Source organism: Sphingomonas astragali, from assembly GCF_051400615.1.
Lineage (GTDB): Bacteria > Pseudomonadota > Alphaproteobacteria > Sphingomonadales > Sphingomonadaceae > Sphingomonas.
Genome location: NZ_JBLFFH010000001.1, coordinates 1,324,352 through 1,348,126, shown reverse-complemented (window position 1 = coordinate 1,348,126; position 23,775 = coordinate 1,324,352). Strand labels below are relative to the sequence as shown.

The 23,775-nt window shown below is 68.6% G+C and carries 21 protein-coding genes and 2 pseudogenes; 16 read left to right on the top strand and 7 right to left on the bottom strand.

All coding sequences use genetic code 11. From position 1 onward, the window contains the following. Window positions 1–106: 106 nt before the first annotated feature. Window positions 107–433: pseudogene (locus ACMGER_RS06620) on the bottom strand (arsenic resistance protein); the annotation flags it as partial. A 221-nt stretch (window positions 434–654) separates the two neighbouring features. Here ACMGER_RS06620 and ACMGER_RS06615 point away from each other — a divergent pair. The 15 genes and pseudogenes from ACMGER_RS06615 (at window position 655) to ACMGER_RS06550 (ending at window position 17,387) form a co-directional block, all read left to right on the top strand. Next, the gene (locus ACMGER_RS06615) at window positions 655–1,827 is read left to right on the top strand and encodes a winged helix-turn-helix domain-containing protein (RefSeq protein WP_436811296.1); all 1,173 of its coding nucleotides are present in this window, start codon (window positions 655–657) and stop codon (window positions 1,825–1,827) included. 609 nt (window positions 1,828–2,436) lie between these two features. After that, entirely contained in the window at window positions 2,437–3,180 is a 744-nt protein-coding gene (locus tag ACMGER_RS06610; protein ID WP_436811295.1) for a head GIN domain-containing protein, read from the top strand. A 42-nt stretch (window positions 3,181–3,222) separates the two neighbouring features. Beyond that, on the top strand, window positions 3,223–3,918 hold the full coding sequence (locus ACMGER_RS06605; protein ID WP_436811294.1) for a head GIN domain-containing protein: 696 nt from the start codon (window positions 3,223–3,225) through the stop codon (window positions 3,916–3,918). Window positions 3,919–4,007: 89 nt separating this feature from the next. Next, window positions 4,008–5,396, top strand: a complete 1,389-nt coding sequence (creD, locus tag ACMGER_RS06600; RefSeq protein ID WP_436811293.1) for a cell envelope integrity protein CreD — start codon at window positions 4,008–4,010, stop codon at window positions 5,394–5,396. 9 nt (window positions 5,397–5,405) lie between these two features. After that, window positions 5,406–6,188 (top strand): succinate dehydrogenase iron-sulfur subunit, encoded by a 783-nt coding sequence (locus tag ACMGER_RS06595; protein WP_436811292.1) that lies wholly within the window; start codon window positions 5,406–5,408, stop codon window positions 6,186–6,188. A 5-nt stretch (window positions 6,189–6,193) separates the two neighbouring features. Further along, window positions 6,194–6,658, top strand: a complete 465-nt coding sequence (locus ACMGER_RS06590; RefSeq protein ID WP_436811291.1) for a PaaI family thioesterase — start codon at window positions 6,194–6,196, stop codon at window positions 6,656–6,658. 91 nt (window positions 6,659–6,749) lie between these two features. Further along, window positions 6,750–7,853, top strand: a complete 1,104-nt coding sequence (zapE, locus tag ACMGER_RS06585) for a cell division protein ZapE (protein WP_436811290.1) — start codon at window positions 6,750–6,752, stop codon at window positions 7,851–7,853. Window positions 7,854–7,984: 131 nt separating this feature from the next. Then, entirely contained in the window at window positions 7,985–8,947 is a 963-nt protein-coding gene (gene mdh, locus ACMGER_RS06580; protein ID WP_436811289.1) for a malate dehydrogenase, read from the top strand. 96 nt (window positions 8,948–9,043) lie between these two features. Continuing rightward, window positions 9,044–9,331 carry a GIY-YIG nuclease family protein gene (locus ACMGER_RS06575; protein ID WP_436811288.1) on the top strand — a complete coding sequence of 96 codons (288 nt, stop codon included), beginning with the start codon at window positions 9,044–9,046 and terminating at the stop codon, window positions 9,329–9,331. An 88-nt stretch (window positions 9,332–9,419) separates the two neighbouring features. Beyond that, window positions 9,420–10,304: a succinate--CoA ligase subunit alpha gene (gene sucD / locus ACMGER_RS06570; protein WP_436811287.1), complete on the top strand. Its 885-nt coding sequence runs from the start codon at window positions 9,420–9,422 to the stop codon at window positions 10,302–10,304. A 270-nt stretch (window positions 10,305–10,574) separates the two neighbouring features. Further along, window positions 10,575–13,514 (top strand): 2-oxoglutarate dehydrogenase E1 component, encoded by a 2,940-nt coding sequence (locus tag ACMGER_RS06565; protein ID WP_436811286.1) that lies wholly within the window; start codon window positions 10,575–10,577, stop codon window positions 13,512–13,514. 135 nt (window positions 13,515–13,649) lie between these two features. Further along, window positions 13,650–14,876, top strand: coding sequence for a 2-oxoglutarate dehydrogenase complex dihydrolipoyllysine-residue succinyltransferase (gene odhB, locus ACMGER_RS06560; protein WP_436811285.1), 1,227 nt, complete (start codon window positions 13,650–13,652; stop codon window positions 14,874–14,876). 67 nt (window positions 14,877–14,943) lie between these two features. After that, a pseudogene (locus ACMGER_RS18185) lies at window positions 14,944–15,111 on the top strand (GIY-YIG nuclease family protein); the annotation flags it as partial. Between the two features lie 41 nt (window positions 15,112–15,152). After that, entirely contained in the window at window positions 15,153–16,550 is a 1,398-nt protein-coding gene (gene lpdA, locus ACMGER_RS06555; protein ID WP_436811284.1) for a dihydrolipoyl dehydrogenase, read from the top strand. Between the two features lie 207 nt (window positions 16,551–16,757). Continuing rightward, window positions 16,758–17,387: a trimeric intracellular cation channel family protein gene (locus tag ACMGER_RS06550; protein ID WP_436811283.1), complete on the top strand. Its 630-nt coding sequence runs from the start codon at window positions 16,758–16,760 to the stop codon at window positions 17,385–17,387. On the opposite strand, the gene ACMGER_RS06545 is transcribed toward ACMGER_RS06550, so the two are convergent. From ACMGER_RS06545 to ACMGER_RS06520, 6 genes are all read right to left on the bottom strand, one after another. Next, the gene (locus ACMGER_RS06545; protein ID WP_436811282.1) at window positions 17,369–18,586 is read right to left on the bottom strand and encodes an MFS transporter; all 1,218 of its coding nucleotides are present in this window, start codon (window positions 18,584–18,586) and stop codon (window positions 17,369–17,371) included. The genes ACMGER_RS06550 and ACMGER_RS06545 overlap by 19 nt on opposite strands. A gap of 143 nt (window positions 18,587–18,729) precedes the next feature. Continuing rightward, complete coding sequence (egtD, locus tag ACMGER_RS06540; RefSeq protein WP_436811281.1) at window positions 18,730–19,707, bottom strand: L-histidine N(alpha)-methyltransferase; 978 nt, start codon at window positions 19,705–19,707, stop codon at window positions 18,730–18,732. Window positions 19,708–19,828: 121 nt separating this feature from the next. Continuing rightward, complete coding sequence (gene egtB / locus ACMGER_RS06535) at window positions 19,829–21,133, bottom strand: ergothioneine biosynthesis protein EgtB (RefSeq protein ID WP_436811280.1); 1,305 nt, start codon at window positions 21,131–21,133, stop codon at window positions 19,829–19,831. Between the two features lie 52 nt (window positions 21,134–21,185). Then, window positions 21,186–21,731, bottom strand: a complete 546-nt coding sequence (locus ACMGER_RS06530; RefSeq protein ID WP_436811694.1) for a cob(I)yrinic acid a,c-diamide adenosyltransferase — start codon at window positions 21,729–21,731, stop codon at window positions 21,186–21,188. Window positions 21,732–21,873: 142 nt separating this feature from the next. Then, window positions 21,874–22,116, bottom strand: a complete 243-nt coding sequence (locus ACMGER_RS06525; RefSeq protein WP_436811279.1) for a twin transmembrane helix small protein — start codon at window positions 22,114–22,116, stop codon at window positions 21,874–21,876. Then, the gene (locus ACMGER_RS06520; RefSeq protein ID WP_436811278.1) at window positions 22,117–23,106 is read right to left on the bottom strand and encodes a glutamyl-Q tRNA(Asp) synthetase; all 990 of its coding nucleotides are present in this window, start codon (window positions 23,104–23,106) and stop codon (window positions 22,117–22,119) included. A gap of 101 nt (window positions 23,107–23,207) precedes the next feature. Between ACMGER_RS06520 and ACMGER_RS06515 the strand changes: the two genes are divergently transcribed. Then, entirely contained in the window at window positions 23,208–23,774 is a 567-nt protein-coding gene (locus tag ACMGER_RS06515) for an HNH endonuclease (RefSeq protein WP_436811277.1), read from the top strand. Window position 23,775: the final 1 nt, after the last annotated feature.

Genomic DNA, 23,775 nt, shown 5'->3' with positions numbered 1-23,775 from the left:
GGCGCTTCGCTTGAGACTCGATGCTCCTGCCTTCGCGGGAGCATCGGCGCTCTCGCCGACAAGGGGACAAAGAGCGTCCTCTCCCTCGTCGCTGCGCTCAAATGGCTCAACTGAACGTCGGGGCCGATCGTTCATACCAGCCGCGCGTCCGCTTCACGATCGCGACCACCGACAGCATCACCGGCACCTCGACCAACACTCCGACAACGGTCGCAAGCGCCGCGCCCGAGTTGAGGCCGAACAGCGAGATCGCGGCAGCGACCGCCAGTTCGAAGGGTTTGACCGCCCAGTTGATGAACAGCGTGACTCCGATCCCCTTCCAGTGCCGCCTGACCGAACCGAGCGCGCCGAAATCGATCTTGAGAAGCATCGGCACGATCATCAGCCAGATCAGCACCGCGACGACCAGGTTGACCCGCGCCACCTCGGCCGAGGGATTTGGCTCTGCCAGCAGCTTCAGCGCAGCGTTCACGCGGCACGTCGGCATACCGCCGAGCATCTATGCGCGGGAGCGGCCCAGTGTGGTTCGAGCTTCTCGAGCCGACGCGGACCAGCATCCTTGCCTGACTTGAGAGAGAGGCGCGCTTGACGACTTTGTCTTCCCCAGCCGGATCAGTCGTTGATATGGACAACCCGAACCGGAGGCACATGTCCATGACGGCGGAGATTTCGCCGGCCGAGGCGCGCCGCATCGCGCTCACCGCCCAAGGGTTCAACGGGCGGGTTCGCGGCGATGCGGTCGACGCTGCGCAGCTGCGTCGCATGATCGCACGCCTTGGGCTCCTCCAAATCGACAGCGTCAACGTCCTCGTCCGCGCTCATTACCTCCCGCTGTTCTCGCGCCTCGGATTGTATGATCGAGCCTTGCTGGACCGGATCACGGTGCAGCGCCCAAGGCGCTTCTTCGAATACTGGGGCCACGAGGCGTCGCTGCTGCCGATCGACCACCACCATCTGTTGCGCTGGCGCATGGCCCGCGCCCGGCGAGGCAAGGGGATCTGGCGGCAGCTGGAGCCGTTCGCAGCGGCGCGGCGCGGCGAGGCTGACGCGCTGCTGGCGCGCATCGCGGCCGAGGGGCCACTCGCCGCCTCCGATGTGGCCGGTTCAGGCGCGCGAAAGGGGATGTGGGCATGGAGCGATGCCAAGCACGCTTTCGAATGGCTATTCTGGGCAGGGCTCGTCGCCGCGACGCATCGGCGTGGCAGCTTCGAACGTGTATATGACTTGCCGGAGCGCGTGCTGCCGCGCGGCGTGCTCGATATGCCTACACCTGCAGGCATCGACGCGCGCCGGGACCTGCTCGCGCGTGCGGCACGATCGCTAGGCATCGCGACCGCCGGCGACCTGCGCGACTATTATCGCATTCCCGCCGCCGACGCCCCGCTACCGATCGCGCAGCTCGTCGAGGAGGGGACGATCACGCCCGTGCGAGTCCGCGGCTGGCGGCAGCAGGCCTATCTTCATCGCGGAGCGCGCGCGGGGCGAAAGATCGACGGGGCGGCTCTCCTGTCGCCTTTCGATCCGCTCGTCTGGCGCCGCGAGCGCACCGAGCGGCTGTTCGGCTTTCGCTACCGGCTCGAAATCTACACGCCCGTCCACAAGCGCGAGCACGGCTACTACGTCCTCCCGTTCCTGCTTGACGGCGCTCTCGTCGCCCGCGTTGACCTCAAGGCGGATCGCAAGACCGGCACACTGATTGTGCAGCGTGCGGGCACTGAACCGAATGCACCGAAACACACGGTCGAAGCACTCGTCGAGGAGTTGCACCTGATGGCGACATGGCTTGGACTGCCGCGTTTGAGCACCACGCCAATTGACGTGCTCTAGAAACATCCACCGCTCGGCGGATCAGCGGGCGTTCAATCGAGGCAAGGCGAGCGGCAATAGCAGCAGCATCGCCATAGCGATCAATCCACGGAGGCCCATGGTCAGCGACACGACGAGCAGTCCACCGCCACCGGCAAAGAGAGCGCCTGCGATCACTGGCCCGATTGCCGATGGTCGAGGAAAGCATCCCGCCGATCCCGAGCCGGCGAACAGCCGCGCCGCCGAAAGCGCGCGGACGTCGCCTGCCGCCCGATGCCCGCATGAGCGGCGGGCATGAACCCGTCGTCTTCAATCAAGGGAGGGGGCCCATGATCGAATCCGGATGAAGCCGCTGGTGCGGCGCGTGTCGAGGCGATGGTGGAAGGGTCGCGATCCGGCTCAATGCCGGCGAGGTCGTTTGTCTATGCCTCGGATGAACGATGCCGGCCCGCGGCGGGGGACGTAGTTTGAAGGCCGGTTTGGCAGAAGGGCACAATTGCCGCCATCGTGGTTCCCGCCTTCGCTGGGAACGACGGTTCAGTCGAAAGTCGATCCTGCTCTACCTTTCCGTTTGCACGTGTAGTCAATCAAGTGTATTGCTATAGCAATACACGATCGGGAGACGGATCGATGCGCTACTTGATGGTGATACTGGCGGCGTTGCCGCTCGCGGCATGTGGGTCGGTGGCGATGGGCAACGACAGCGGCGGCAAGGCCAGCGGCAGCGGCTCGGGCACCTCCCGCAGCTTCCAGGTCGCCGGCTTCGATCACATCGACCTGCGCGGCTTCGACGATGTCGACGTCAAGGTCGGTCCCGCCTTCTCGGTACGCGCGGAGGGCCCGAGCGAGGAGCTCGACAGGCTCGACATCCGCAAGGACGGCACCACGCTCAAGGTCGGTCGCGTCAATCAGAACGGCTTCAACTGGGGCAGCGATCACGACGGGAAGGACGTGAAGGTCTATGTCACCATGCCGACGATGAAGGGCGCCAGCGTTGCCGGATCGGGGGACATGACCGTCGACCGCGTCGCCGGCGGCGACTTCGGCGGATCGATTGCCGGTTCGGGCAATCTCATCATCGGCGAGCTCGGCGTGAGCTCGGCCGATCTCTCGATCGCGGGCTCGGGCGACCTCAAGGCCAACGGCCAGGCCGGGCGCATGAAGGTGTCGATCGCCGGCTCGGGCGACGTCGACGCGCCGGGCCTCAAGGTATCGAGCGCCGATGTGTCGATCGCCGGCTCCGGCGGCGTCCATGCGGACGTCAGCGGCCAGGCGGACGTGTCGCTGATGGGCTCGGGCGATGTCGACCTGGGGCCGAACGCGCACTGCAACACCAGCAAGATGGGCTCGGGCGAGGTCCGTTGCGGCAGCTGACGCGGCTTGCCTGAACCCATGCGAGGTGCGAAGCCCGCCGCCATGATCCGGTTCGCACCCCTCGTGCTCGTCCTTCTTGCCGCACCGGCGGCGGCCGACGAGCGCAGCTTTATGCTCTCCGGCTTCGAGCGCGTCCGCGTCGAGGGACCGTTCGAGGTCGAGGTGACCACCGGCCGCAGCGCCGCGGCGCGGGCGGAGGGCGACCGGCGCGCGCTCGATGCGGTTCGGGTCGAGGTCGAAGGCTCCACGCTCGTGGTAGCGCCCAACGTCAACGGCTGGGGCGGCTATCCCGGGGCGACCCGGGCCATGCCGAAAGTGACCGTGACGGTGCCGATGCTGCGCGCCGCCGCGGTGGCTGGCGGCGGGCGATTGAGCGTGACGAGCATGTCGGGCCAGCGCGTCGCCCTCTCGCTGACCGGTGCGGGCACGATCCGCGTCGGCGAGATCGACACCGACCAGCTCAGCGCCAGCCTGATCGGCACCGGCGCGCTCGCCGTCGCCGGCCGTGCCCATGACGCGCGCTTCCAGACCAGCGGCGCCGGCACCATCGATGCCGAGGGGCTCAGCGCCGGCACCCTTACCGTTGCCGCCCAGAGCGCCGGCGATTCGAGCTTCACCGCGCGCAACACCGCCACCATCGCCGCGCTGGGCAACGGCACCGTTCGGGTGAGCGGACCCGCCACCTGCACCGTCTCCGGCGCCGCGCCGGTGCTGTGCGGCAACAAGCCGGCGCGCTGACCGCTTCGCCTCCGCTCGCCGCATCCGGGTTGATTCCTCCAACGGTTCGTCTATGGAAATGCACGGTTCGTCGACAGGAGATGCCCGCAATGGCCTTCACCGACCGCGCTGAGCGCACCCCTGGCGCCAAGCTCGCCTTCGCCATCCTCGTCGCGGCGCTGCTCGCGATTCCGCTCTTCACCGTGTACCTGCTCGTCTACGACCGCGAATCGCAGTCGCGCACCGCGACAGCCTCGATCGCGGAGGGCTGGGGCGGGCCGCAGACGATCGCGGGACCGGTGCTGGTCATCCCCTATCAGACCGATGCCACCGAGACGATGACCGAGGCCGGCCGCCAGGTCACCCGCGTCAACCGCGTGTGGCGCGAGCTGGAGATCGCGCCCGATGTCGCCGACCTCAAGTCCTCGCTGGCACCCGAGCGGCGCAAGCGCTCGATCTACGAGGTGGTGGTCTATTCGGCGCGCACCGAAGGCAATGCGCGCTTCACCCTGCCGGCCGATCTTGCCCGCTACGGCGTCAGCGCCGACACGCTCGCCTATGATCGTGCCGAGCTGCGCTTCGGTCTCAGCGACGCGCGCGGCCTCTACGGCCCGCCGCCGAGCGTCGTCGTCGACGGGCAGAAGCGAGCGCTCCAGCCCGGCAAGGGCCCGCGCGAGACCGGCGGCTCGGGCTTCTTCGCCCCGATCGACGCGAGCGCGATCCGCGGCCGCCCGCTCGCGACGCAATTCGCCTTCGATTTCCGCGGCAACGGCAGCCTCACTCTGTCCCCCCGCGCCGGAGACACGCGCTGGCAGGTGACCTCGCCCTGGCAGCACCCGAGCTTCCAGGGCGGCTTCCTCCCGACCGGCCACAGTCTCACCAAGGATGGTTTCACCGCGACCTGGCGGGTCGGCAACCTCGCGCTCGGCACCGCACTGGTCGGCACCAACGCGCCGGCCGAGGCCGGTCAGGCGCGCGAGACCTATGCCGCCGGCAACGTCGCGGGCGACCATCAGGCGAGCGTCACGCTGATCACCCCGGTCGACCTCTATTCTCAGGTCAACCGCAGCGTGAAATACGGCTTCCTGTTCATCGGCTTCACCTTCATGGCGTTCCTGCTGTTCGACGTGGTCGGCGGGGTGCGCGTGTCGGCGGCCGAATATCTGCTGGTCGGCGCGGGGCTGGTGCTGTTCTTCGTGATGCTGCTCGCCTTCGCCGAGGTGATCGGCTTCACGTCTGCCTATCTGCTCGCCGCCGCGATGATCATCGGCCTCTTGACCGCCTATTCGGCTGCGGTGCTGAAAAGCCGCCGCCGGGCGGGCTTCATCGCCGGGCTGCTGGTCGCGCTCTACGCCGTGCTCTACGTGCTCCTGAGCCTCGAAGCCTATTCGCTGCTGATCGGATCGCTTCTCCTGTTTGCGGCGCTGGCCTCGATCATGTACCTGACCCGCAATCTCGAGTGGGGCGCCCGTCCGGGTGCCCCGGAATCAGCGGCGTAAGGACGTTCGATGGCGCAGTTCACGCTCCCCAAGAATTCGACGATCAGGAAGGGCAAGGAGCACAAGGCGGCACCCGAGGCCAAGCGGGTCAAGCGCTTCAAGATCTACCGCTACGATCCCGACAGTGGCGACAATCCGCGCTACGACAGCTTCGAGATCGACCTCGACCAGTGCGGCCCGATGGTCCTCGACGCCCTCATCAAGATCAAGTCGGAGGTCGACCCCAGCCTCACCTTCCGCCGCTCGTGCCGCGAGGGCATCTGCGGGTCGTGCTCGATGAACATGGACGGCAGGAACGGCCTCGCCTGCACGACGGCGATCGAGGACATCAAGGGCGAGATCCGCATCACGCCGCTCCCGGCGATGGACGTGATCAAGGACCTGGTGCCCGACTTCACCCATTTCTACGCGCAATATGCCTCGATCAAGCCGTGGCTGCAGACCGTCACCCCGCCGCCCGCCGGCAAGGAGCGGCTGCAGTCGCCGGCGGAGCGCGAGAAGCTCGACGGCCTCTATGAGTGCATCCTGTGCGCCTGCTGCTCGACCTCGTGCCCGAGCTACTGGTGGAACTCCGACCGCTTCCTGGGCCCGGCGATCCTGCTCCAGGCCTATCGCTGGCTCGCAGACAGCCGCGACGAGATGACCGGCGAGCGCCTCGATGCGCTCGAGGATCCGTTCCGCCTCTATCGCTGCCACACGATCATGAACTGCGCGAACGTCTGCCCCAAGGGCCTCTCGCCCGCCAAGGCGATCGCCGAGATCAAGAAGATGGAAGCTGAGCGGGTCATCTGAACCGCGTGAGCGAGCAGCCCCCCTTCTTCAGCTACGAGGGCGATCCCGACCAGCCGGGCTGGAAGCTGTGGAAGGCGACCGATCCCACGCGCTTCAACACGCTGCTCGGGGCGCTCTCGGTCCGCGTCGACAGCGCGATCGCACGCGTGCGGATGACGCCTGAGCATCGCCACTCGAACCTGCGCGACCATGTCCATGGCGGCGCGCTGCTCGGCTTCATCGACGTCGCGATGTTCGCGGGGTGCCGGGGCTTCGGCGTGCTGGATGCAGGCGGCGCGGTGACGCTCGACCTCTCGGCCCAGTTCATCGGCGGCGCGGCGATCGGTACGCCGATCGAGGCGCAGGTCGAGCTGCTGCGCGAGACCGGGCGGATGCTGTTCGTCCGCGGCATCGTCGTCCAGGGCGAAGGCGAAGGCGAGCAGCGCATCGCCGCCTTCTCGGGCACGCTCAGGAAGAGCACGCCGAAATGAGCCATCCCCGTGCTCCCGCGCAGGCGGGAGCCCAGAGTCGCGAGCGTATCGGCCTGAGGCCCTGGGCTCCCGCCTGCGCGGGAGCACGGGATTGAGCGGCGTCCTCGCCCGCTACGAAACGCTGGTCGCGGCCGGCGAGCTTCGCGCCGATCCCGCGCAGGCCGCCGCCGCCCGCCGGCTCGACGAGCTCGCGACCGAGCTGGAAGCGCAGCCGAAGCGCGGCAGCGTCCTCTGGCGCTTCGGCCGCAAGCCGGAGGCGCCCAAGGGCCTCTATCTCTGGGGCGGCGTCGGACGGGGCAAGTCGATGCTGATGGACCTGTTCTTCGGCTGCCTCGACATCCGCAGGAAACGCCGCGTCCATTTCCACGAGTTCATGGCCGAGGTCCATGACCGCTTACGCGTCGAGCGTGCCCAGGAGAAGGGCGACCCGATCCGACCGGTCGCGGAGGCGATGACCGACGAGGTGCGCCTGCTCGCCTTCGACGAGCTGGTCGTCAACAACACCGCCGACGCCGCGATCCTCTCGCGCCTGTTCACCGAGATGTTCGCGCGCGGGCTGACCGTCGTCGCCACCTCCAATCGGGCGCCGCAGGACCTCTACAAGGACGGCCTCAACCGCGAGCTGTTCCTCCCTTTCATCGACCTGATCGGCGAGAGGATGGACGTGATGGCGCTGAACGGCCCCGTCGACTACCGCCTCGACCGCCTCGGCACCATGAAGACCTGGCTGGTTCCCAACGGCCCCGAAGCGACCGCGACGCTCTCCGCCGCCTTCTTCCGCCTGACCGATTATCCGGTCGAGGATCGCGCCAACGTGCCCTCGGAGGAGCTGCCCGTCCCCGGCGGCCGGACGCTGCACGTGCCCAAGAGCCTGAAGGGCGTCGCGGTCTTCTCGTTCAAGCGCCTGTGCGGCGAGCCGCGCGGCGTGCCCGATTATCTCGCGATCGCCCGCCATTTCCATACCGTGATCCTGGTCGGCATCCCCAGGCTGGGGCCCGAGAACCGCAACGAGGCGGCGCGTTTCGTCACGCTGATCGACGCGCTCTACGAGCACAAGGTCAAGCTGCTCGCCGCCGCCGACGCCGAGCCCGAGCAACTCTATGAATCGGGCGACGGCAGCTTCGAATTCGCCCGCACGGTGAGCCGATTGCGCGAGATGGGCTCCGACGACTATCTCGCCGCCGAGCGTTATTGATATTGAGAATGATTTGCAATAAAAAGCGCTGACCTGCCCGATCCAGGGGTTGCCCTGCCGCGGCGATGCGCCTATGCCGCGCCCGATTCCGCGCGCCGGTCGTCATTGCGCGCCCAGTTCAGGAGACCCGCATGGCTCGCAAGAAGATCGCGCTGATCGGCGCCGGCAACATCGGCGGCACGCTCGCCCATCTCGCCGCGCTCAAGGGACTCGGCGACATCGTGCTGTTCGACGTCGTCGAGGGCGTGCCCCAGGGCAAGGCGCTCGACCTCAGCCAGTGCGCACCCGTGGAGGGCTTCGACGCCAGGATCACCGGCTCCAACGACTATGCCGACATCGCCGGCGCCGACGTGATCATCGTGACGGCCGGCATCGCCCGCAAGCCGGGCATGAGCCGCGACGACCTGCTCGGCATCAACCTCAAGGTCATGAAGGCGGTCGGCGAGGGCATCTCCCAGAACGCGCCCGACGCGTTCGTGATCTGCATCACCAACCCGCTCGACGCGATGGTATGGGCGCTGCGCGAATTCTCCGGCCTGCCGCACCAGAAGGTGGTCGGCATGGCCGGCGTGCTCGACTCGGCGCGCTTCACCACCTTCCTCGCCGAGGAGTTCAAGGTCTCGGTGCAGGACGTCAATTCGTTCGTGCTCGGCGGCCACGGCGACACGATGGTGCCGGTGCTCGAATATTCGACCGTCAGCGGCATCCCGGTCAGCGACATGATCAAGATGGGCTTCTCGACGAAGGAGCGCATCGACGAGATCGTCAAGCGCACCCGCGGCGGCGGCGGCGAGATCGTCGCGCTCTTGAAGACCGGCTCGGCCTATTACGCCCCGGCGACCAGCGCGATCGCGATGGCGGAGAGCTACCTCTACGACCAGAAGCGCGTGCTGCCGGCGGCGGTGCACCTGACCGGCCAGTACGGCGTCGACGACCTTTACGTCGGCGTGCCGTGCATCATCGGCGCGAGCGGCGTCGAGAAGGTGGTCGAGATCGCGCTCTCGGACGAGGCCAAGGCCAACCTCCAGGTCTCGGTCGACGCGGTCAAGGAGCTGCTGGTGGCCTGCAAGGGGATCGACGCGAGCCTGAAGTGAGCCTCGAATGTGCTCCCGCGAAGGCGGGAGCCCAGGGTTGGGGCGGTGTCGCTTGTGGTTCTAGGCTCCCGCCTCCGCAGGAGCACGGAGGGACGAGTGAAGGGCGGCTATGTCTACATCATGGCGAGCCGCAGGAACGGGACGATCTACACGGGCTCGACGAGCAACTTGGTTCAGCGGGTGTGGCAGCATCGCAATCGGGTCGCGGACGGGTTCACGAAGGAACATCGCTGCGTAATTTTGGTGTGGTTTGAAGCGCATGACGATTTGCAGGAAGCGCGTTTGCGCGAACGGCAGATCAAGAAGTGGAACAGGCCGTGGAAGCTGCGGCTGATCGAGGAGATGAACCCGCGGTGGGACGATCTCTTCGAGACGATCATCTAGCTGTCCGTGCACCCGCGCAGGCGGGTGCCCAGGATGGCGGCAGGACTGGGCACCCGCCTGCGCGGGTGCACGGAAGAGTGGAGACGCAATGAGCATCCTCGTCGACAAGACCACCAAGGTCATCACCCAGGGCATGACCGGTGAGACCGGCACCTTCCACACCCAGCAGGCGCTGGCCTATGGGACGCAGATGGTCGCCGGCGTCACCCCCGGAAAGGGCGGCACCGAGCATATCGGCCTCCCGGTGTTCGATACCGTCGCCGAGGCGGTCGCCGAGACCGGCGCCACCGCGAGCGTCATCTACGTGCCGCCGCCCTTCGCCGCGGACTCGATCCTCGAGGCGATCGACGCCGAGGTGCCGCTGGTGGTGTGCATCACCGAGGGCATCCCCGTGCTCGACATGGTCAAGGTCAAGCGCGCCCTCTCGGGCTCCAGGACCCGCCTGATCGGTCCCAACTGCCCGGGCGTGCTGACGCCGGGCGAGTGCAAGATCGGCATCATGCCGGGCTCGATCTTCTCCAAGGGATCGGTAGGCGTTGTAAGCCGCTCGGGCACGCTTACCTATGAGGCCGTGTTCCAGACCACCAATGCGGGGCTCGGCCAGACCACCGCGGTCGGCATCGGCGGCGATCCGGTCAACGGCACCAACTTCATCGACGTGCTCGAACTGTTCCTCGCCGACGACGCCACCCGGTCGATCATCATGATCGGCGAGATCGGCGGCTCGGCCGAGGAAGAAGCGGCGCAGTTCCTCAAGGACGAGGCCAAGCGCGGCCGAAGCAAGCCGATGGTCGGCTTCATCGCCGGCCGCACCGCGCCTCCGGGCCGCCGCATGGGCCACGCCGGCGCGATCGTCTCGGGCGGCAAGGGCGGCGCCGAGGACAAGATCGCGGCGATGGAGGCGGCAGGCATCCGCGTCGCGGATTCGCCGTCGGAACTCGGCACCACGCTGGTCGAGGTGCTGAAGGGTTGATGTGTCAAACCTTCTCCAGACGGAGAAGGATACGTAGGCTTGGCAGCTTGCTGCCTAGCCGAAGTTGGATGAGGGGACCCGCTCTCGATGGCGTGATCCCCTCATCCAGCTCCGACTAAGACCTTGCTCCGCAAGGCCTAAGTCTGCGCAACCAGTGGGAGATCGCCTCAGGGTCGGCGATGCTCCCAGCATCGCCGAGAAATGCCTGGGAGGCATTTCGACCCTGATGCGATGTCCCACTCCCAACGGGAGAGGGAAGTGAGGTGAGTGATGGGCTACGAAGGCCAGGATTTCAGCGAGATCGCCGGCGGCGTCTCTCCCGCGTTCGTCGAGACGCTCTATGCGCGCTTCAAGGCGGACCCCAGCAGCGTCGAGCCGGGCTGGCGCCAGTGGTTCGAGGGGCTGGAGAGCACGGTGAGCGGTCCGAGCTGGGCCAATCCCGCCTGGCCGCCCAAGGACACCGACGCGCTGACGGCGGCGCTCGATCCGACGCAGATGGAGCCCGCGCCCGCCCCGTCCAAGGGCGGCAAGCCCGCCCCCGCGGCCGTCGCGCCCGTCGCAGCTCCGGCGCTCGCCGACATCCGCAAGGCCGCCGACGATTCGATCCGCGCGATGATGCTGATCCGCACCTATCGCGTGCGCGGGCACCTTGCCGCCAACCTCGACCCGCTCGGCCTCTCCAAGCGCGAGATGCCGGAGGACCTGCGCACCGAGTATCACGGCTTCACCGACGCCGATATCGACCGCCCGGTCTATCTCGGCGGCGCGCTAGGCTTGGAAACCGCGACGATCCGCGAGATCGTCGACATCCTCCGCGCCAACTACTGCGGCAACGTCGGCCTCGAATACATGCACATCGCCGACGTCGAGGAGCGCCGCTTCCTCCAGGAGCGCATGGAGGGCAAGGACAAGGCGATCGAGTTCACGCCCGAGGGCAAGCGCGCGATCCTGACCAAGGTGATCCAGGCCGAGCAGTACGAGAAGTTCCTCGGCAGGAAGTACGTCGGCACCAAGCGCTTCGGCCTCGACGGCGGCGAGGCGATGATCCCGGCGCTCGAGAGCGTGATCAAGTACGGCGGCCAGTACGGCGTGCGCGAGATCGTGTTCGGCATGGCGCACCGCGGCCGCCTCAACGTGCTGACCAACGTGATGGGCAAGCCCTATCGCGTCGTCTTCCACGAATTCGCCGGCGGGTCGGACAATCCCGACGACATCGGCGGCTCGGGCGACGTCAAGTACCACCTCGGCACCTCGACCGACCGCGAGTTCGACGGGATCAGCGTGCACATGTCGCTGGTCGCCAATCCGTCGCATCTCGAGGCCGAGGATCCGGTGGTGCTCGGCAAGACCCGCGCGATCCAGACGCTGGCGAACGACCTCGATCAGCACACCGGCTCGCTCCCTGTGCTGATCCACGGCGACGCGGCGTTCGCGGGGCAGGGCATCGTCTGGGAATGCCTCGGTTTCTCCGGCATCCGCGGCTACAACACCGGCGGCTGCATCCACTTCGTCATCAACAACCAGATCGGCTTCACCACCAGCCCGCAGTTCGCGCGCAGCTCGCCCTATCCGAGCGACGTCGCCAAGGGCGTCCAGGCGCCGGTGTTCCACGTCAACGGCGACGATCCGGAGGCGGTGACCTTCGCCTGCAAGATGGCGATCGAGTTCCGCCAGCGCTTCCACCGCGACGTCGTGATCGACATGTGGTGCTACCGCCGTTTCGGCCACAACGAGGGCGACGAGCCGTCGTTCACCCAGCCGCTGATGTACGCCGCGATCCGCAAGCATCCCGACGTCAGCAAGGTCTATGGCGAGCGCCTGATCCAGGAGGGCGTCGTCGACCAGGCCTGGATCGACGAGCAGGTGAAGGAATACACCCTGCTGCTCGAAGGCGAGTTCGAGGCGGGCGCGAGCTACAAGCCCAACAAGGCCGACTGGTTCGCCGGCCGCTGGTCGGGCCTGCACGCCCCGGCCGACGCCGAGAGCGCGCGCCGCAACGTCGAGACCGGCATCGACAAGAAGCTGTTCGACGCGCTCGGCCGCACGCTGACCACCGTCCCCGAGGGTCTCGCGATCCACAAGACCCTCGGCCGCGTGCTCGACGCCAAGCGCGAGATGTTCAAGTCGGGCACCAGCTTTGACTGGGCGACCGGCGAGGCGCTGGCGTTCGGCGCACTGTTGTCGGAGGGCTATGGTGTCCGCCTGTCGGGCCAGGATTCGGGCCGCGGCACCTTCTCGCAGCGCCATGCGGTGTGGGTCGACCAGACCGACGAGCACAAATACGTGCCGCTCGCGACCGTCGAGCACGGCCGGTTCGAGGTGCTCGACAGCCCCTTGAGCGAATATGGCGTGCTCGGCTTCGAGTACGGCTATGCCCTCGCCGACCCCAAGACGCTGGTGATGTGGGAGGCGCAGTTCGGCGATTTCGCCAACGGCGCGCAGATCATGATCGACCAGTTCATCGCCGCGGGCGAGGCCAAGTGGCTGCGCGCCAACGGCCTGGTGATGCTGCTGCCGCACGGCTACGAGGGGCAGGGGCCGGAGCACAGCTCGGCGCGGCTCGAGCGTTTCCTCCAGCTGTGCGCGCAGGACAATCTCCAGGTCGCCAACTGCACCACGCCGGCCAACTACTTCCACCTGCTGCGCCGGCAGATGCACCGCACCTTCCGCAAGCCGCTGATCGTGTTCACGCCCAAGTCGCTGCTGCGCCACAAGCTGGCGGTGTCGAAGGCGGAGGACTTCCTCGGCGACAGCCATTTCCGCCGCCTGCTGTCCGATCCCAGCGCTCCGGCCGATGCCGACACCAAGCGGCTGGTGCTGTGCTCGGGCAAGGTCGCCTACGACCTGATGGAGGCGCGCGACGCGGCGGGCGACAAGACCACCCAGATCGTCCGCCTCGAGCAGCTCTATCCCTTCCCCGGCGAGCCGCTCGCCGCGCGGATCGCCAAGATGCCGAACCTCGAGGACGTGGTCTGGGCGCAGGAGGAGCCGAAGAACAACGGCGCCTGGTTCTTCGCCGCGCCGCTGCTCGAGGAGGTGCTGGCGACCGCCAAGGCGCCGGTCCAGCGCCCGCGCTACGCCGGCCGCGCCGCCGCCGCCTCGCCGGCGACCGGGCTGATGAAGCGCCACCAGCTCGAACAGGCCGCGCTCGTCGCCGACGCGCTCGGCCACAATGTCCGCGAAGAGATTCGGCGGACGAAGAAGGGATAGCCGCTACGCACTGCCGTGCCCCGGCGAAGGCCGGGGCCCAGCTGCGGCGACGGATGGATAACGCGGGACGTTCGCCTCGAACGGCTCGCACCTGGGCCCCGGCCTTCGCCGGGGCACGATGAGGAAGAAGGACCGATGGCGACCGAGATCAAAGTCCCGACCCTGGGCGAATCGATCACCGAGGCGACGCTCGGCGAGTGGCTCAAGCAGCCGGGCGATCCGGTCAAGGCCGACGAGCCCGTCGCCAGCCTGGAGACCGACAAGGTCTCGGTGGAAGTGCCCTCGCCGGTCGACGGCGTGATGGGCGCGCATGGCGTGAAGGTCGGCGACACCGTCGCGGTCGGCGCGACGATCGGCGTGGTCGAGGCCGGTGGCGGCGCTGCTGCCGCGCCCGCGCCGAGCCCCACACCCGCTGCCGCTCCAACCCCCGCCGCTGCTCCCGCTCCGGCTCCGGCCGCGCAGCCGAGCGATGCCCCCGCCGCGCTGTCGCCGTCGGTGCGCCGCGCGGTGCTGGAAACGGGCGTCGATCCCGCGACGGTCACCGGCACCGGCAAGGACGGCCGCATCACCAAGGAGGACGTGCTCGCCGCCGCTGCCCAGCCGGCCGCCCCGGCCGCTGCTGCGACGCCTGCGCCGGCGCCCTCCGCTGCACCCGCCGGCGAGCGCCGCGAGGAGCGCGTCCGCATGACGCGCGTCCGTCAGACCATCGCCAAGCGCCTCAAGGAAGCGCAGAACACCGCGGCGATGCTGACGACGTTCAACGACGTCGACATGTCGGCGGTGATCGAGGCGCGCACCCGCTACAAGGACCTGTTCGAGAAGAAGCACGGCGTCCGCCTCGGCTTCATGGGCTTCTTCGCCAAGGCCGCCTGCCTCGCGCTCAAGGACGTGCCCGCGGTCAACGCCCGGATCGAAGGCGAGGAGATCGTCTACCACGACTATGCCGACATCTCGGTTGCGGTGTCGGCGCCGCAGGGCCTGGTGGTGCCGGTGGTGCGCGACGCCGACAAGCTGTCGATCGCCGACATCGAGAAGACGATCGGCGACTTCGGCCGGCGCGCCAAGGACGGCACGCTCAAGATGGAGGAGATGAAGGGCGGCACCTTCACCATCTCGAACGGCGGCGTGTTCGGCTCGCTGCTCTCGACCCCGATCATCAACCCGCCGCAGTCGGCGGTGCTCGGCCTCCACCGCATCGAGGACCGCCCGGTGGTGCGCGACGGCCAGATCGTGATCCGGCCGATGATGTATCTCGCCTTGAGCTACGACCACCGCCTGGTCGACGGCCGCGAGGCGGTGACCTTCCTGGTCGCGCTCAAGAATGCGATCGAGGACCCGACGCGGATTCTGATCGGCCTGTGATGCAATCATTGTGCTCCGGCGAAAGCCGGAGCGCTGGAGGTACGGGATGAAGCCCGGTTGCGTCTACCTGCAGGAAGCGCGGCAGCGCGAATGGCAGATGAAGAAGTGGAAGCGGGCGTGGAAGATCGAGTTGATCGAGCGATCCAACCCGCAGTGGAAGGACTTGTACGAACGCTGTTCTAGCCTGTGCTCCTGCGAAAGCAGGAGCCCTGGCCGCAAGCGCAGCGCTCGATAACCCAAGGCTCCTGCTTTCGCAGGAGCACGACGAGGTGGCAAATGGCTGACTACGACTATGACGTCCTCGTGATCGGCGCCGGCCCCGGCGGCTATGTCGCCGCGATCCGCGCCGCGCAGCTCGGGCTCAGGACCGCCTGCGCCGAGAGCCGCGAGACGCTGGGCGGCACCTGCCTCAACGTCGGCTGCATCCCGTCCAAGGCGATGCTCCACGCCTCCGAATATTACGACGCCGCCGCCAACGGCGCGATGGCCAAGCTCGGCATCAAGGTCACGCCCGAGCTCGACCTCGACGCGATGCACGGCCAGCGCAAGGACGCGGTCAAGCAGCTCACCGGCGGCATCGAGTTCCTGTTCAAGAAGAACAAGGTCACCTGGCTCAAGGGCCGCGCCGCGTTCGAGGACGCGCGCACGGTCAAGGTCGGCGACCAGACCGTCACCGCCAGGAACATCGTCATCGCCACCGGCTCGTCGGTGACCCCGCTGCCGGGTGTCGAGATCGACAATGCCAAGGGTGTGGTGGTCGATTCGACCGGCGCGCTCGAGCTGCCCAAGGTCCCCGAGCATCTCGTCGTCATCGGCGGCGGCGTGATCGGGCTCGAGCTCGGCAGCGTGTGGCGGCGCCTGGGTGCCAAGGTGACGGTGGTCGAGTTCCTCGACCAGATCCTGCCCGGCTTCGACGGCGACGTCCGCAAGGAAGCCAACAAGATCATGAAGAAGCAGGGCCTCGAGTTCAAACTCTCGACCAAGGTCACCGGCGTGACGGTGAAGGGCAAGAAGGCGACGCTGACGGTCGAGCCCGCCGCGGGCGGCGCGGCGGAGACGATCGAGGCGGACGCGGTGCTGGTCTCGATCGGCCGCCGTCCGAACACCGACGGCCTCGCCCTCGACAAGGCGGGGCTCGCCACCAACCAGCGCGGCCAGATCGAGATCGACCACGACTTCCGGACCTCCGTCGACGGCATCTGGGCGATCGGCGACGTCGTCCCCGGCCCGATGCTCGCGCACAAGGCCGAGGACGAGGGCATCGCCGTCGCCGAGACCATCGCCGGCCAGCACGGCATCGTGAACCACGACGTGATCCCGTCGGTGGTCTACACCTGGCCCGAGATCGCCGGCGTCGGCTTGACCGAAGAGGCGGCAAAGGAGCGCGGCGAGGTCAAGGTCGGCAAGTTCCCGATGCTCGGCAACTCGCGCGCCAAGACCAACCACGAGCCCGACGGCTTCGTGAAGGTGATCGCCGACGCGAAGACCGACCGCGTGCTCGGCGTCTGGTGCATCGCCAGCGTCGCCGGCACGATGATCGCCCAGGCGGCGCAGGCGATGGAGTTCGGCGCTACATCCGAGGACATCGCCTACACCTGCCACGCCCATCCGACGCACAGCGAGGCGATCAAGGAAGCGGCGATGGCGGTGACGGGGAAGCCGATTCACGTCTGAGCCGGCAAGGAATTAGCGAAGCTAATTCCGGGTGAATCCCGGCTCAGATCGGCCGGCGGCGCCACAGCGCCGACCGACGTCATGGGCTTCGCCCATGACGGCTGCCGACCCTTGTCGGATCGCGACCCTGTCGCGCGTTCGACCCTGGGCGGGCGCCCGGTGAGATGCCGCTTCGCGTCGCCGACATGCCAAGCTAGTCTCCCCCGCGTGACCCCCATCCCCTCCCAGCTCGGCCCGATCCTCCCCTGGCTCGACCTGTTCGGCATCGCCGTGTTCGCCGCCACCGGCGCGCTGGCGGCGGCGCGGCACGGGCAGACGATGGTCACCGCCGCCTTCTTCGCCCTCATCACCGGCGTCGGCGGCGGCAGCGTGCGCGACCTGCTGATCGGTGCGCCGGTATTCTGGGTGCACGACCCGTGGGTCGCGGCGGTATGCCTCGGCGTCGCGCTGCTCATCTGGGTGACGCCGCAGCAATGGTGGCAGGGCAAGGCGCTCGACTGGTTCGACGCGGCCGGGCTCGCCGCCTATGCCGTGTTCGGCGCCGCCAAGTCGCTCGACCACGGCGTCCCGCCGGTGCCGGCGGCGCTGATGGGGGTGGTGACGGCCTGCGTCGGCGGCATCATCCGCGACGTGCTGGCGCAGGAGCCCTCGATCCTGATGCGGCCGGAGCTCTACGTCACCGCCGCCGCCCTCGCCTCCGCGCTCTACGTCGGCCTGGTGCTGGCGGGTCTGCCGCTCTTCGCCGCCGCGGCCGTCGCCGCGCTCGCCGGCTTCGCCCTGCGCGCCGCCGCGATCCTGTGGAGGCTCGCGCTGCCCGCCTATCGGGGCGGCGCGTAACGCAGCCCGGTGACCAGCCCGACCAGCGTCAGCGCGAGCATCACCGCCGCGAAGATCTCGCTTGCCGCCACCGCGCCGAACGCCATCGTCGCGATGCCGACCCCGACCACCGGAATCGAATTGCCCGCGAAACCGACCAGGAAATAGGCCGACACCACGCCGGAGCGGTGATCGGGCGGCGCGATCGCGCCCACCACCTCCAGGCTGCCGCGATAGCCGAGCGCCAGCGTCACCCCGCCACAGGCGGTGCCGATGATCAGCAGCGGCAGCGAGTGCATCGCCTGTGCCGCGACCAGCAGCACCAGCCCCGGCACGATCGTCGCCAGCCCGGCGATCATCGCGGTGCGGCTGGCGATCCGGCGCAGCGCCGCCATCGCGACCATCGCCACTGCGAACAGCTCGGCCAGGATCGCGCCGCCGATCGCCGGGCTGGCGAGGCCCATCGCCTGGCGCAGGATCGACGGCAGCAGCGCGGCGTAGAAGCCGACGAAGGCGAACACCACGAACGCTGTCACCGCCGGGGCGACGAAGGCGCCGCGCGATCCGGCCGGCAGGGCGAGCTGCGGGCGGAACAGGTCGGCGGTCGGCGCCCGGCGTGAAACCGTCTCGCCCGATCGCGCCACGGCGAGGGCGACCAGCGCCAGCGCCGCGCCGTAGACGAGGAAAGGGATCGCCAGCGGCGCCGGCCCCACGGCGGCGAGGACGCCCGCCGCCAGCGGTCCGGCGCCGATCCCGCCGGTATTGGCCTCGGCGGCGAGCAGCGTCGCATGGGCGCGCTCCTCGGGGTGGAGGTCGACCAGCCAGGCGGCACCGGTCCCCGATCCGAGCCCCACCGCGAATCCGCTCACCACGCGCCCGGCGAACAGCCAGGCGGTATCGCGTGCGCCCAGGAACAGCAGCGTCGCGACGGCGCCCAGCGCGAGCGCGGCGAAGGCGATCGGCCGCCGCCCGATCCGGTCCGACAGCCGCTCCAGGAACAGCAGCGCACCGGCATTGCCGATCACATAGGCGGCGTAGACGATCGTCAGCACCGCCGGCGAGAAGCCGAACCGCGCCTGGTAGAAGGCATAGAGCGGCGTGAGCAGCGTGCTGCCCGCGAAGCAGACGGCGATCACGCCGATCGCGGCGAGGGTGTCGTGGCGCGCGTGCGGTGTCGGAACGGCCGGTGACATGGCGGCGTCAACGCGCAACCTGGGCATTTCTCCCCCTTCTCCGGCTTCTCCTACCGTCATCCCCAGAGTTCACAAACGAAGTGCAACACCAGGGTGTTGCGACGGGAGAGCATTATCGGCAGCTCAGCCTTGAGGAGCGGTGTTCAATTGGTTGGCAAAGATCGCAGACCCTAAGGCGCGAAGCGTTCCGGGCCGGCTTCGGCTAGGATCAGGGCGAACCAGTCGCCGGGATCGGTCCATTCGGCGACCGGGGTCCAGCCGCCGGCCCGCAGCAGCAGGCGGGCGTCGCGGGGGCCGTATTTGTGGCTGTTCTCGGTATGGATGGTCTCGCCCGCCGCAACCGCGAAGACGCGGCCGTCGACGGCGAAGGTCACGTCGCGGGTCGCCTCGAGGTGCATCTCGATGCGGGCGCGGGCATCGTTCCAGAGCGCGCGGTGGGCGAAGGCGTCGACCGGGATCGTGCCGGCGAGCTCGCGGTTGATGCGTTCGAGGAGGTTGAGGTTGAAGGCGGCGGTGATGCCGGCGGCGTCGTCATAGGCGGGGATCAGCACGTCGAGCGGCTTGATGCGGTCGATGCCGATCAGCAGCCGTGCGCCCTCGCCCAGCACGTCACGGAAGTTGCGCAGCAGCTCGACCGCACGGGCGGCGAGCATGTTGCCGATCGTCGAGCCCGGGAAGAAGCCGAGCCGCGGCATCGCGCCCACGCCCTTGGGCAGTGCGAGCGGGCGGGTGAAGTCGGCCTCGACCGGCTCGACCGCGATCTCCGGGAACTGCCCGGCGATTCGGCCGGCGCTTTCGCGCAGGAAATCGCCCGAGATGTCGACGGGGACATAGGCCGCGGGACGGATCGCCTCGAGCAGCAGCGGGGTCTTCATCGACGATCCAGAGCCGAACTCGACCACCGCCTGGCCGGGGGCGACATGGTGCTGGAGCTCCGGGCCGATGCGCCCGAGGATGCCGATCTCGGTGCGGGTCGGGTAATATTCGGGGAGGCCGGTGATGTCCTCGAACAGCTCCGAGCCGCGGCGGTCGTAGAACCAGCGCGCGGGGATCGCGCGGGGGCGGAGCGCCAGGCCGTTCAGCACGTCGGCGCGGAATTGCGGATCGGCCAGCGAGGCCTGGCCGTCCTCGATCTCCTGCTTGAGCATGGTCAGACGGCCCCTGTCTGTTCGTCATCCCCCTGAAAGCGGGAATCGATAGCCAAACAGGCCGTCGCTCGTGACCCTGGATCCCGGCTTTCGCCGGGATGACGGAAGGGAGCACTTAGCATCAGATGTCCTTCGCCAGGCGCACGCCGGTGAACTGCCAGCGCTGGTGGGGGTAGAAGAAGTTGCGGTAGCTGGGGCGGACATGGCCGCGCGGGGTGGCGCAGGAGCCGCCGCGCAGCACGAACTGGCCGCTCATGAACTTGCCGTTGTACTCGCCGACCGCACCCCCGGCGGCGCGGAAGCCGGGATAGGGGCGGTAGGCGCTGCCGGTCCATTCCCAGACGTCACCGAAGAAGGCCGGGCCGCCGGTGGAAGGGCGCGGCTCGACCGGACCGGCGCGATCGAGGAAATTGCCCTCGTGCGGGTCGCAAGCGCTCGCCGCGGCTTCCCATTCCGCCTCGGTCGGCAGGCGCGCGCCGGCCCAGCCCGCATAGGCGTCGGCCTCGTAGAAGCTGACATGGGTGACCGGCGCGGCCGGATCGATCGGGCGGCGGCCGTCGAGGCCGAAGCGGGTCCACACCCCGCCCTGCTGCTCCCAGTAGAGCGGTGCCGCGATCCCCTCCGCCTGTATCCAGGCCCAGCCGTCGGCGAGCCAGTGGCGGGGTTCGCGATAGCCGCCGTCGGCGATGAACTCGGCCCATTCGCCATTGGTGACGGTGCGGTCGGACAAGGCGTGCGGGGGAAGGAGAACAGGATGGCGGGGGGTTTCGCAATCGAAGGCGAAATTGCACATTTCCCTCGGAGAGGCGCAACAAGTTGTCGCCGAAGTTGACAGATCGGGATGGCCGGTCTGGACAATTCCCTCGGCGCCTTCGAGCCACCGGATCGGGCCGGGCATCGGCACGGGAACCTTGGGCGCCCCCGGCCACACCGCCGGCTCGATCGGATTGCGCGAGAAAAGATGGAGGATATCGGTGAGCAGCAGCTCCTGGTGCTGCTGCTCGTGGTGGCAGCCGAGCACGACGAGCGCCAGCGCCGGCTCGGGCAGGCGCGGCAGCGCGTCGAGCAGCGCGGCATCCACGGCGGCGCGCCAGGCGAGCACCTCGGCCAGGGTCGGCCGCGTCAGCATCCCCCGCGCCGGACGGGCGTGGCGCGCGCCCTCCGCCTCGTAATAGCTGTTGAATAGGAAGGGGAAGCGGTCGTCGTGGAGGCGGTAGCCGGCGACGTGATCGCGCAGCACGAAGGTCTCGAAGAACCAGCTGGTGTGCGCGAGATGCCATTTGGCGGGCGAGGCGTCGGGCATCGACTGCACCGTCGCATCGGCATCCGAGAGCGGCGCGGCGAGCGCCTCGGTCAGCGCACGGACGGCGGAGAAGCGCTCGGCGAGCGGCGATGCGGCCGGCGCGGACTCGAAACGCGTTCTCATTTCGTTCTTCTCCCACCGGAGTGTGCGCGCGTCAAGCGGGGATCGACCCAGGTCAGCGCGAGGCCCCCGGCACCCACAGAACGTCGCCGCCCGACGCTTGGTTCACATGACGTGCCGCGACGAAGAGGTAGTCGGACAGGCGGTTGAGATAGGCGAGCACCTCCCGCCCCGCACCCGCGGCGACGGCGGAGCGCTCGGCGCGGCGGACGATCGCGCGGGCGAGGTGGAGCGCGGCGGATGCCGCCGCGCCGCCCGGCAGGATGAAGCTCGTCAGCGGGGCGAGATCGACGTTGAGCCGGTCGATCTCGTCCTCGACGCGGGCGACCTGGCTGGGGACGATGCGCAGCGCGCCCCCAACCTCGCCGGGGGTGGCGAGGTCGGCGCCGAGGTCGAACAGGTCGTTCTGGAAGCGCGTCAGCGCCGCCGCGACCGGGCCGGACGGCAGTAGGGTCAGCGCGACGCCGATCGCCGAATTGGCCTCGTCGACGTCGCCGATCGCGGCCATGCGCGCGCCGGCCTTGGACACGCGGCTGCCGTCGACGAGGCCGGTGGTGCCGTCGTCGCCGGTGCGGGTATAGATCTTGTTGAGCTTGACCAGCCTAGCCTACCTGGAACCGGTTGGAATCGATATCGATCCGTCGTCCCGAGCAAAGTCGAGGGACGGATGTCGAACGTGTCGCGTGGTGTCTCGACCGCGCTCGACACGAACGGTTCCGGACGCGTCGATCACCGGCGGCCTCTTATCCCCGGCCGAGCGCGAACAGCACCAGCGCCGCGAGGAAGATCGCCAGCGCCTGCAGCAGGATACGCCACTGCATCAGCTTGTTGGACCTGAGCGCGGAGGCGCTCGGGCCCTCGCCGGTGCCCTTGAGATCCTCTTCGGTCATCCTGATGAAGTTCACCAGCCCGCGGATGAGGACGACGAGGACCGCCAGCATCGCGGCGATCATCAGGACGACGAGGAAGATCGACATCCGTGTCATTTAGGCCCTTGCGGTCGCGAATCCAAGCGGAAGCGGGCCCTCGCGCAGCATCGCCGCCAGCTCGCGGCCGTCGACGCCGCGCTCGCGCAGCTCCGCCAGCGTGGGGGCGTCGTGGCGCTTGGCGAGGCGGCGGCCTTCGGCGTCGGTGAGTAGCGCATGGTGGTGGTAAGCGGGCGTCGGCAGATCGAGCAACGCCTGGAGCAGGCGGTGGACATGGGTTGCGGCGAACAGGTCGCGGCCGCGGACGACCTGGGTCACGCCCTGCGCGGCATCGTCGACGGTGACGGCGAGATGGTAGCTCGCCGGCGCGTCCTTGCGGGCGAGGACGACGTCGCCGTGCGCCCGCGGGTCGGCGCGGATCCAGCCGGCGAAGTCGTCGTGCCACCATAATTCCCTCTCCCTCTGGGAGAGGGAGGGAGCCGCGGAGCGGCGGAAGGGTGAGGGTGATGGGGACCGATCGCTATCGGGGTCACCCTCACCCTTCCCGCCGCTGCGCGGCGGGCCCCTTCCCTCTCCCAGAGGGAGAGGGAGGTTTGCGAGGGCCCTCGTCATGTCCAGCCGCCAGCAGTGCGGTTCGTGGAGGCGGTGGGTGTTGTCCGTGTTCCGGCACGTCCCCGGATAGACCGGTCCTTCCGGGCCGTGCGGCGCTGTGACGCTCGCGGCGATGTCGGCGCGGGTGCAGAAGCAGGGGTAGAGCAGGCCCATGTCGCGGAGGCGGGTCAGCGCAGCCTCGTAGAGGTCGAGCCGCTGCGACTGGCGGACCACCGGACCATCCCATGCGAGGCCGAGCCAGGCGAGGTCCTCGAGGATGCCGTCGACGAACGCCTCGCGACTGCGGGTGCCGTCGATGTCCTCGATGCGGAGCAGGAAGATGCCATCCCGCTCACGGGCGAAGTCGTGCGCCTGGAGCGCCGAGAAGGCGTGCCCCAGGTGCAGCCGGCCGGTCGGACTCGGCGCGAAGCGGGTGGTGGGCGAAACGGTCTCCATCATCGTCAAACCGGCCCTTGACCGCGAGTCGCGGCCTGTGCTGTCATGCGCATGTCATCCTTTGCGGCGAAAGGCGCGGGACGACGACGGGCGAAAGGGGACGTATGTTTCATCCCGATCTGATCCGGCATCCGGACAGCTGCCCCGCCCTTGTGCTGAACGCCGACTATACGCCGCTCAGCTATTATCCCTTGAGCGTGTGGCCGTGGCAGACCGCGGTCAAGGCGGTGTTCCTCGACCGGGTCGACATCGTCTCGCACTATGAGCGGGAGGTGCGAAGTCCCACCGCGAGGCTGAAGCTCCCTTCGGTCATCGCGCTCAAGCAATATGTGAAGCCCTCCCAGTTCCCAGCGTTCACCCGGTTCAATCTCTTCCTCCGCGACCGCTTCACCTGCCAATATTGCGGCTCGCACAGGGACCTCACCTTCGATCATGTCATCCCCAGGGCCCAGGGCGGGCGCACCACCTGGGAGAATGTCGCAACCGCCTGCGCGCCGTGCAACCTCAAGAAGGGCGGCCGCACCCCGCAGCAGGCGCACATGCCGCTCCACATCCAGCCGATCCGGCCGACGAGCTGGCAGCTCCAGGAGCACGGCCGGCGCTTTCCCCCCAACCATCTGCACGAGACCTGGCACGACTGGCTCTACTGGGACGTCGAGCTCGAATCCTGAT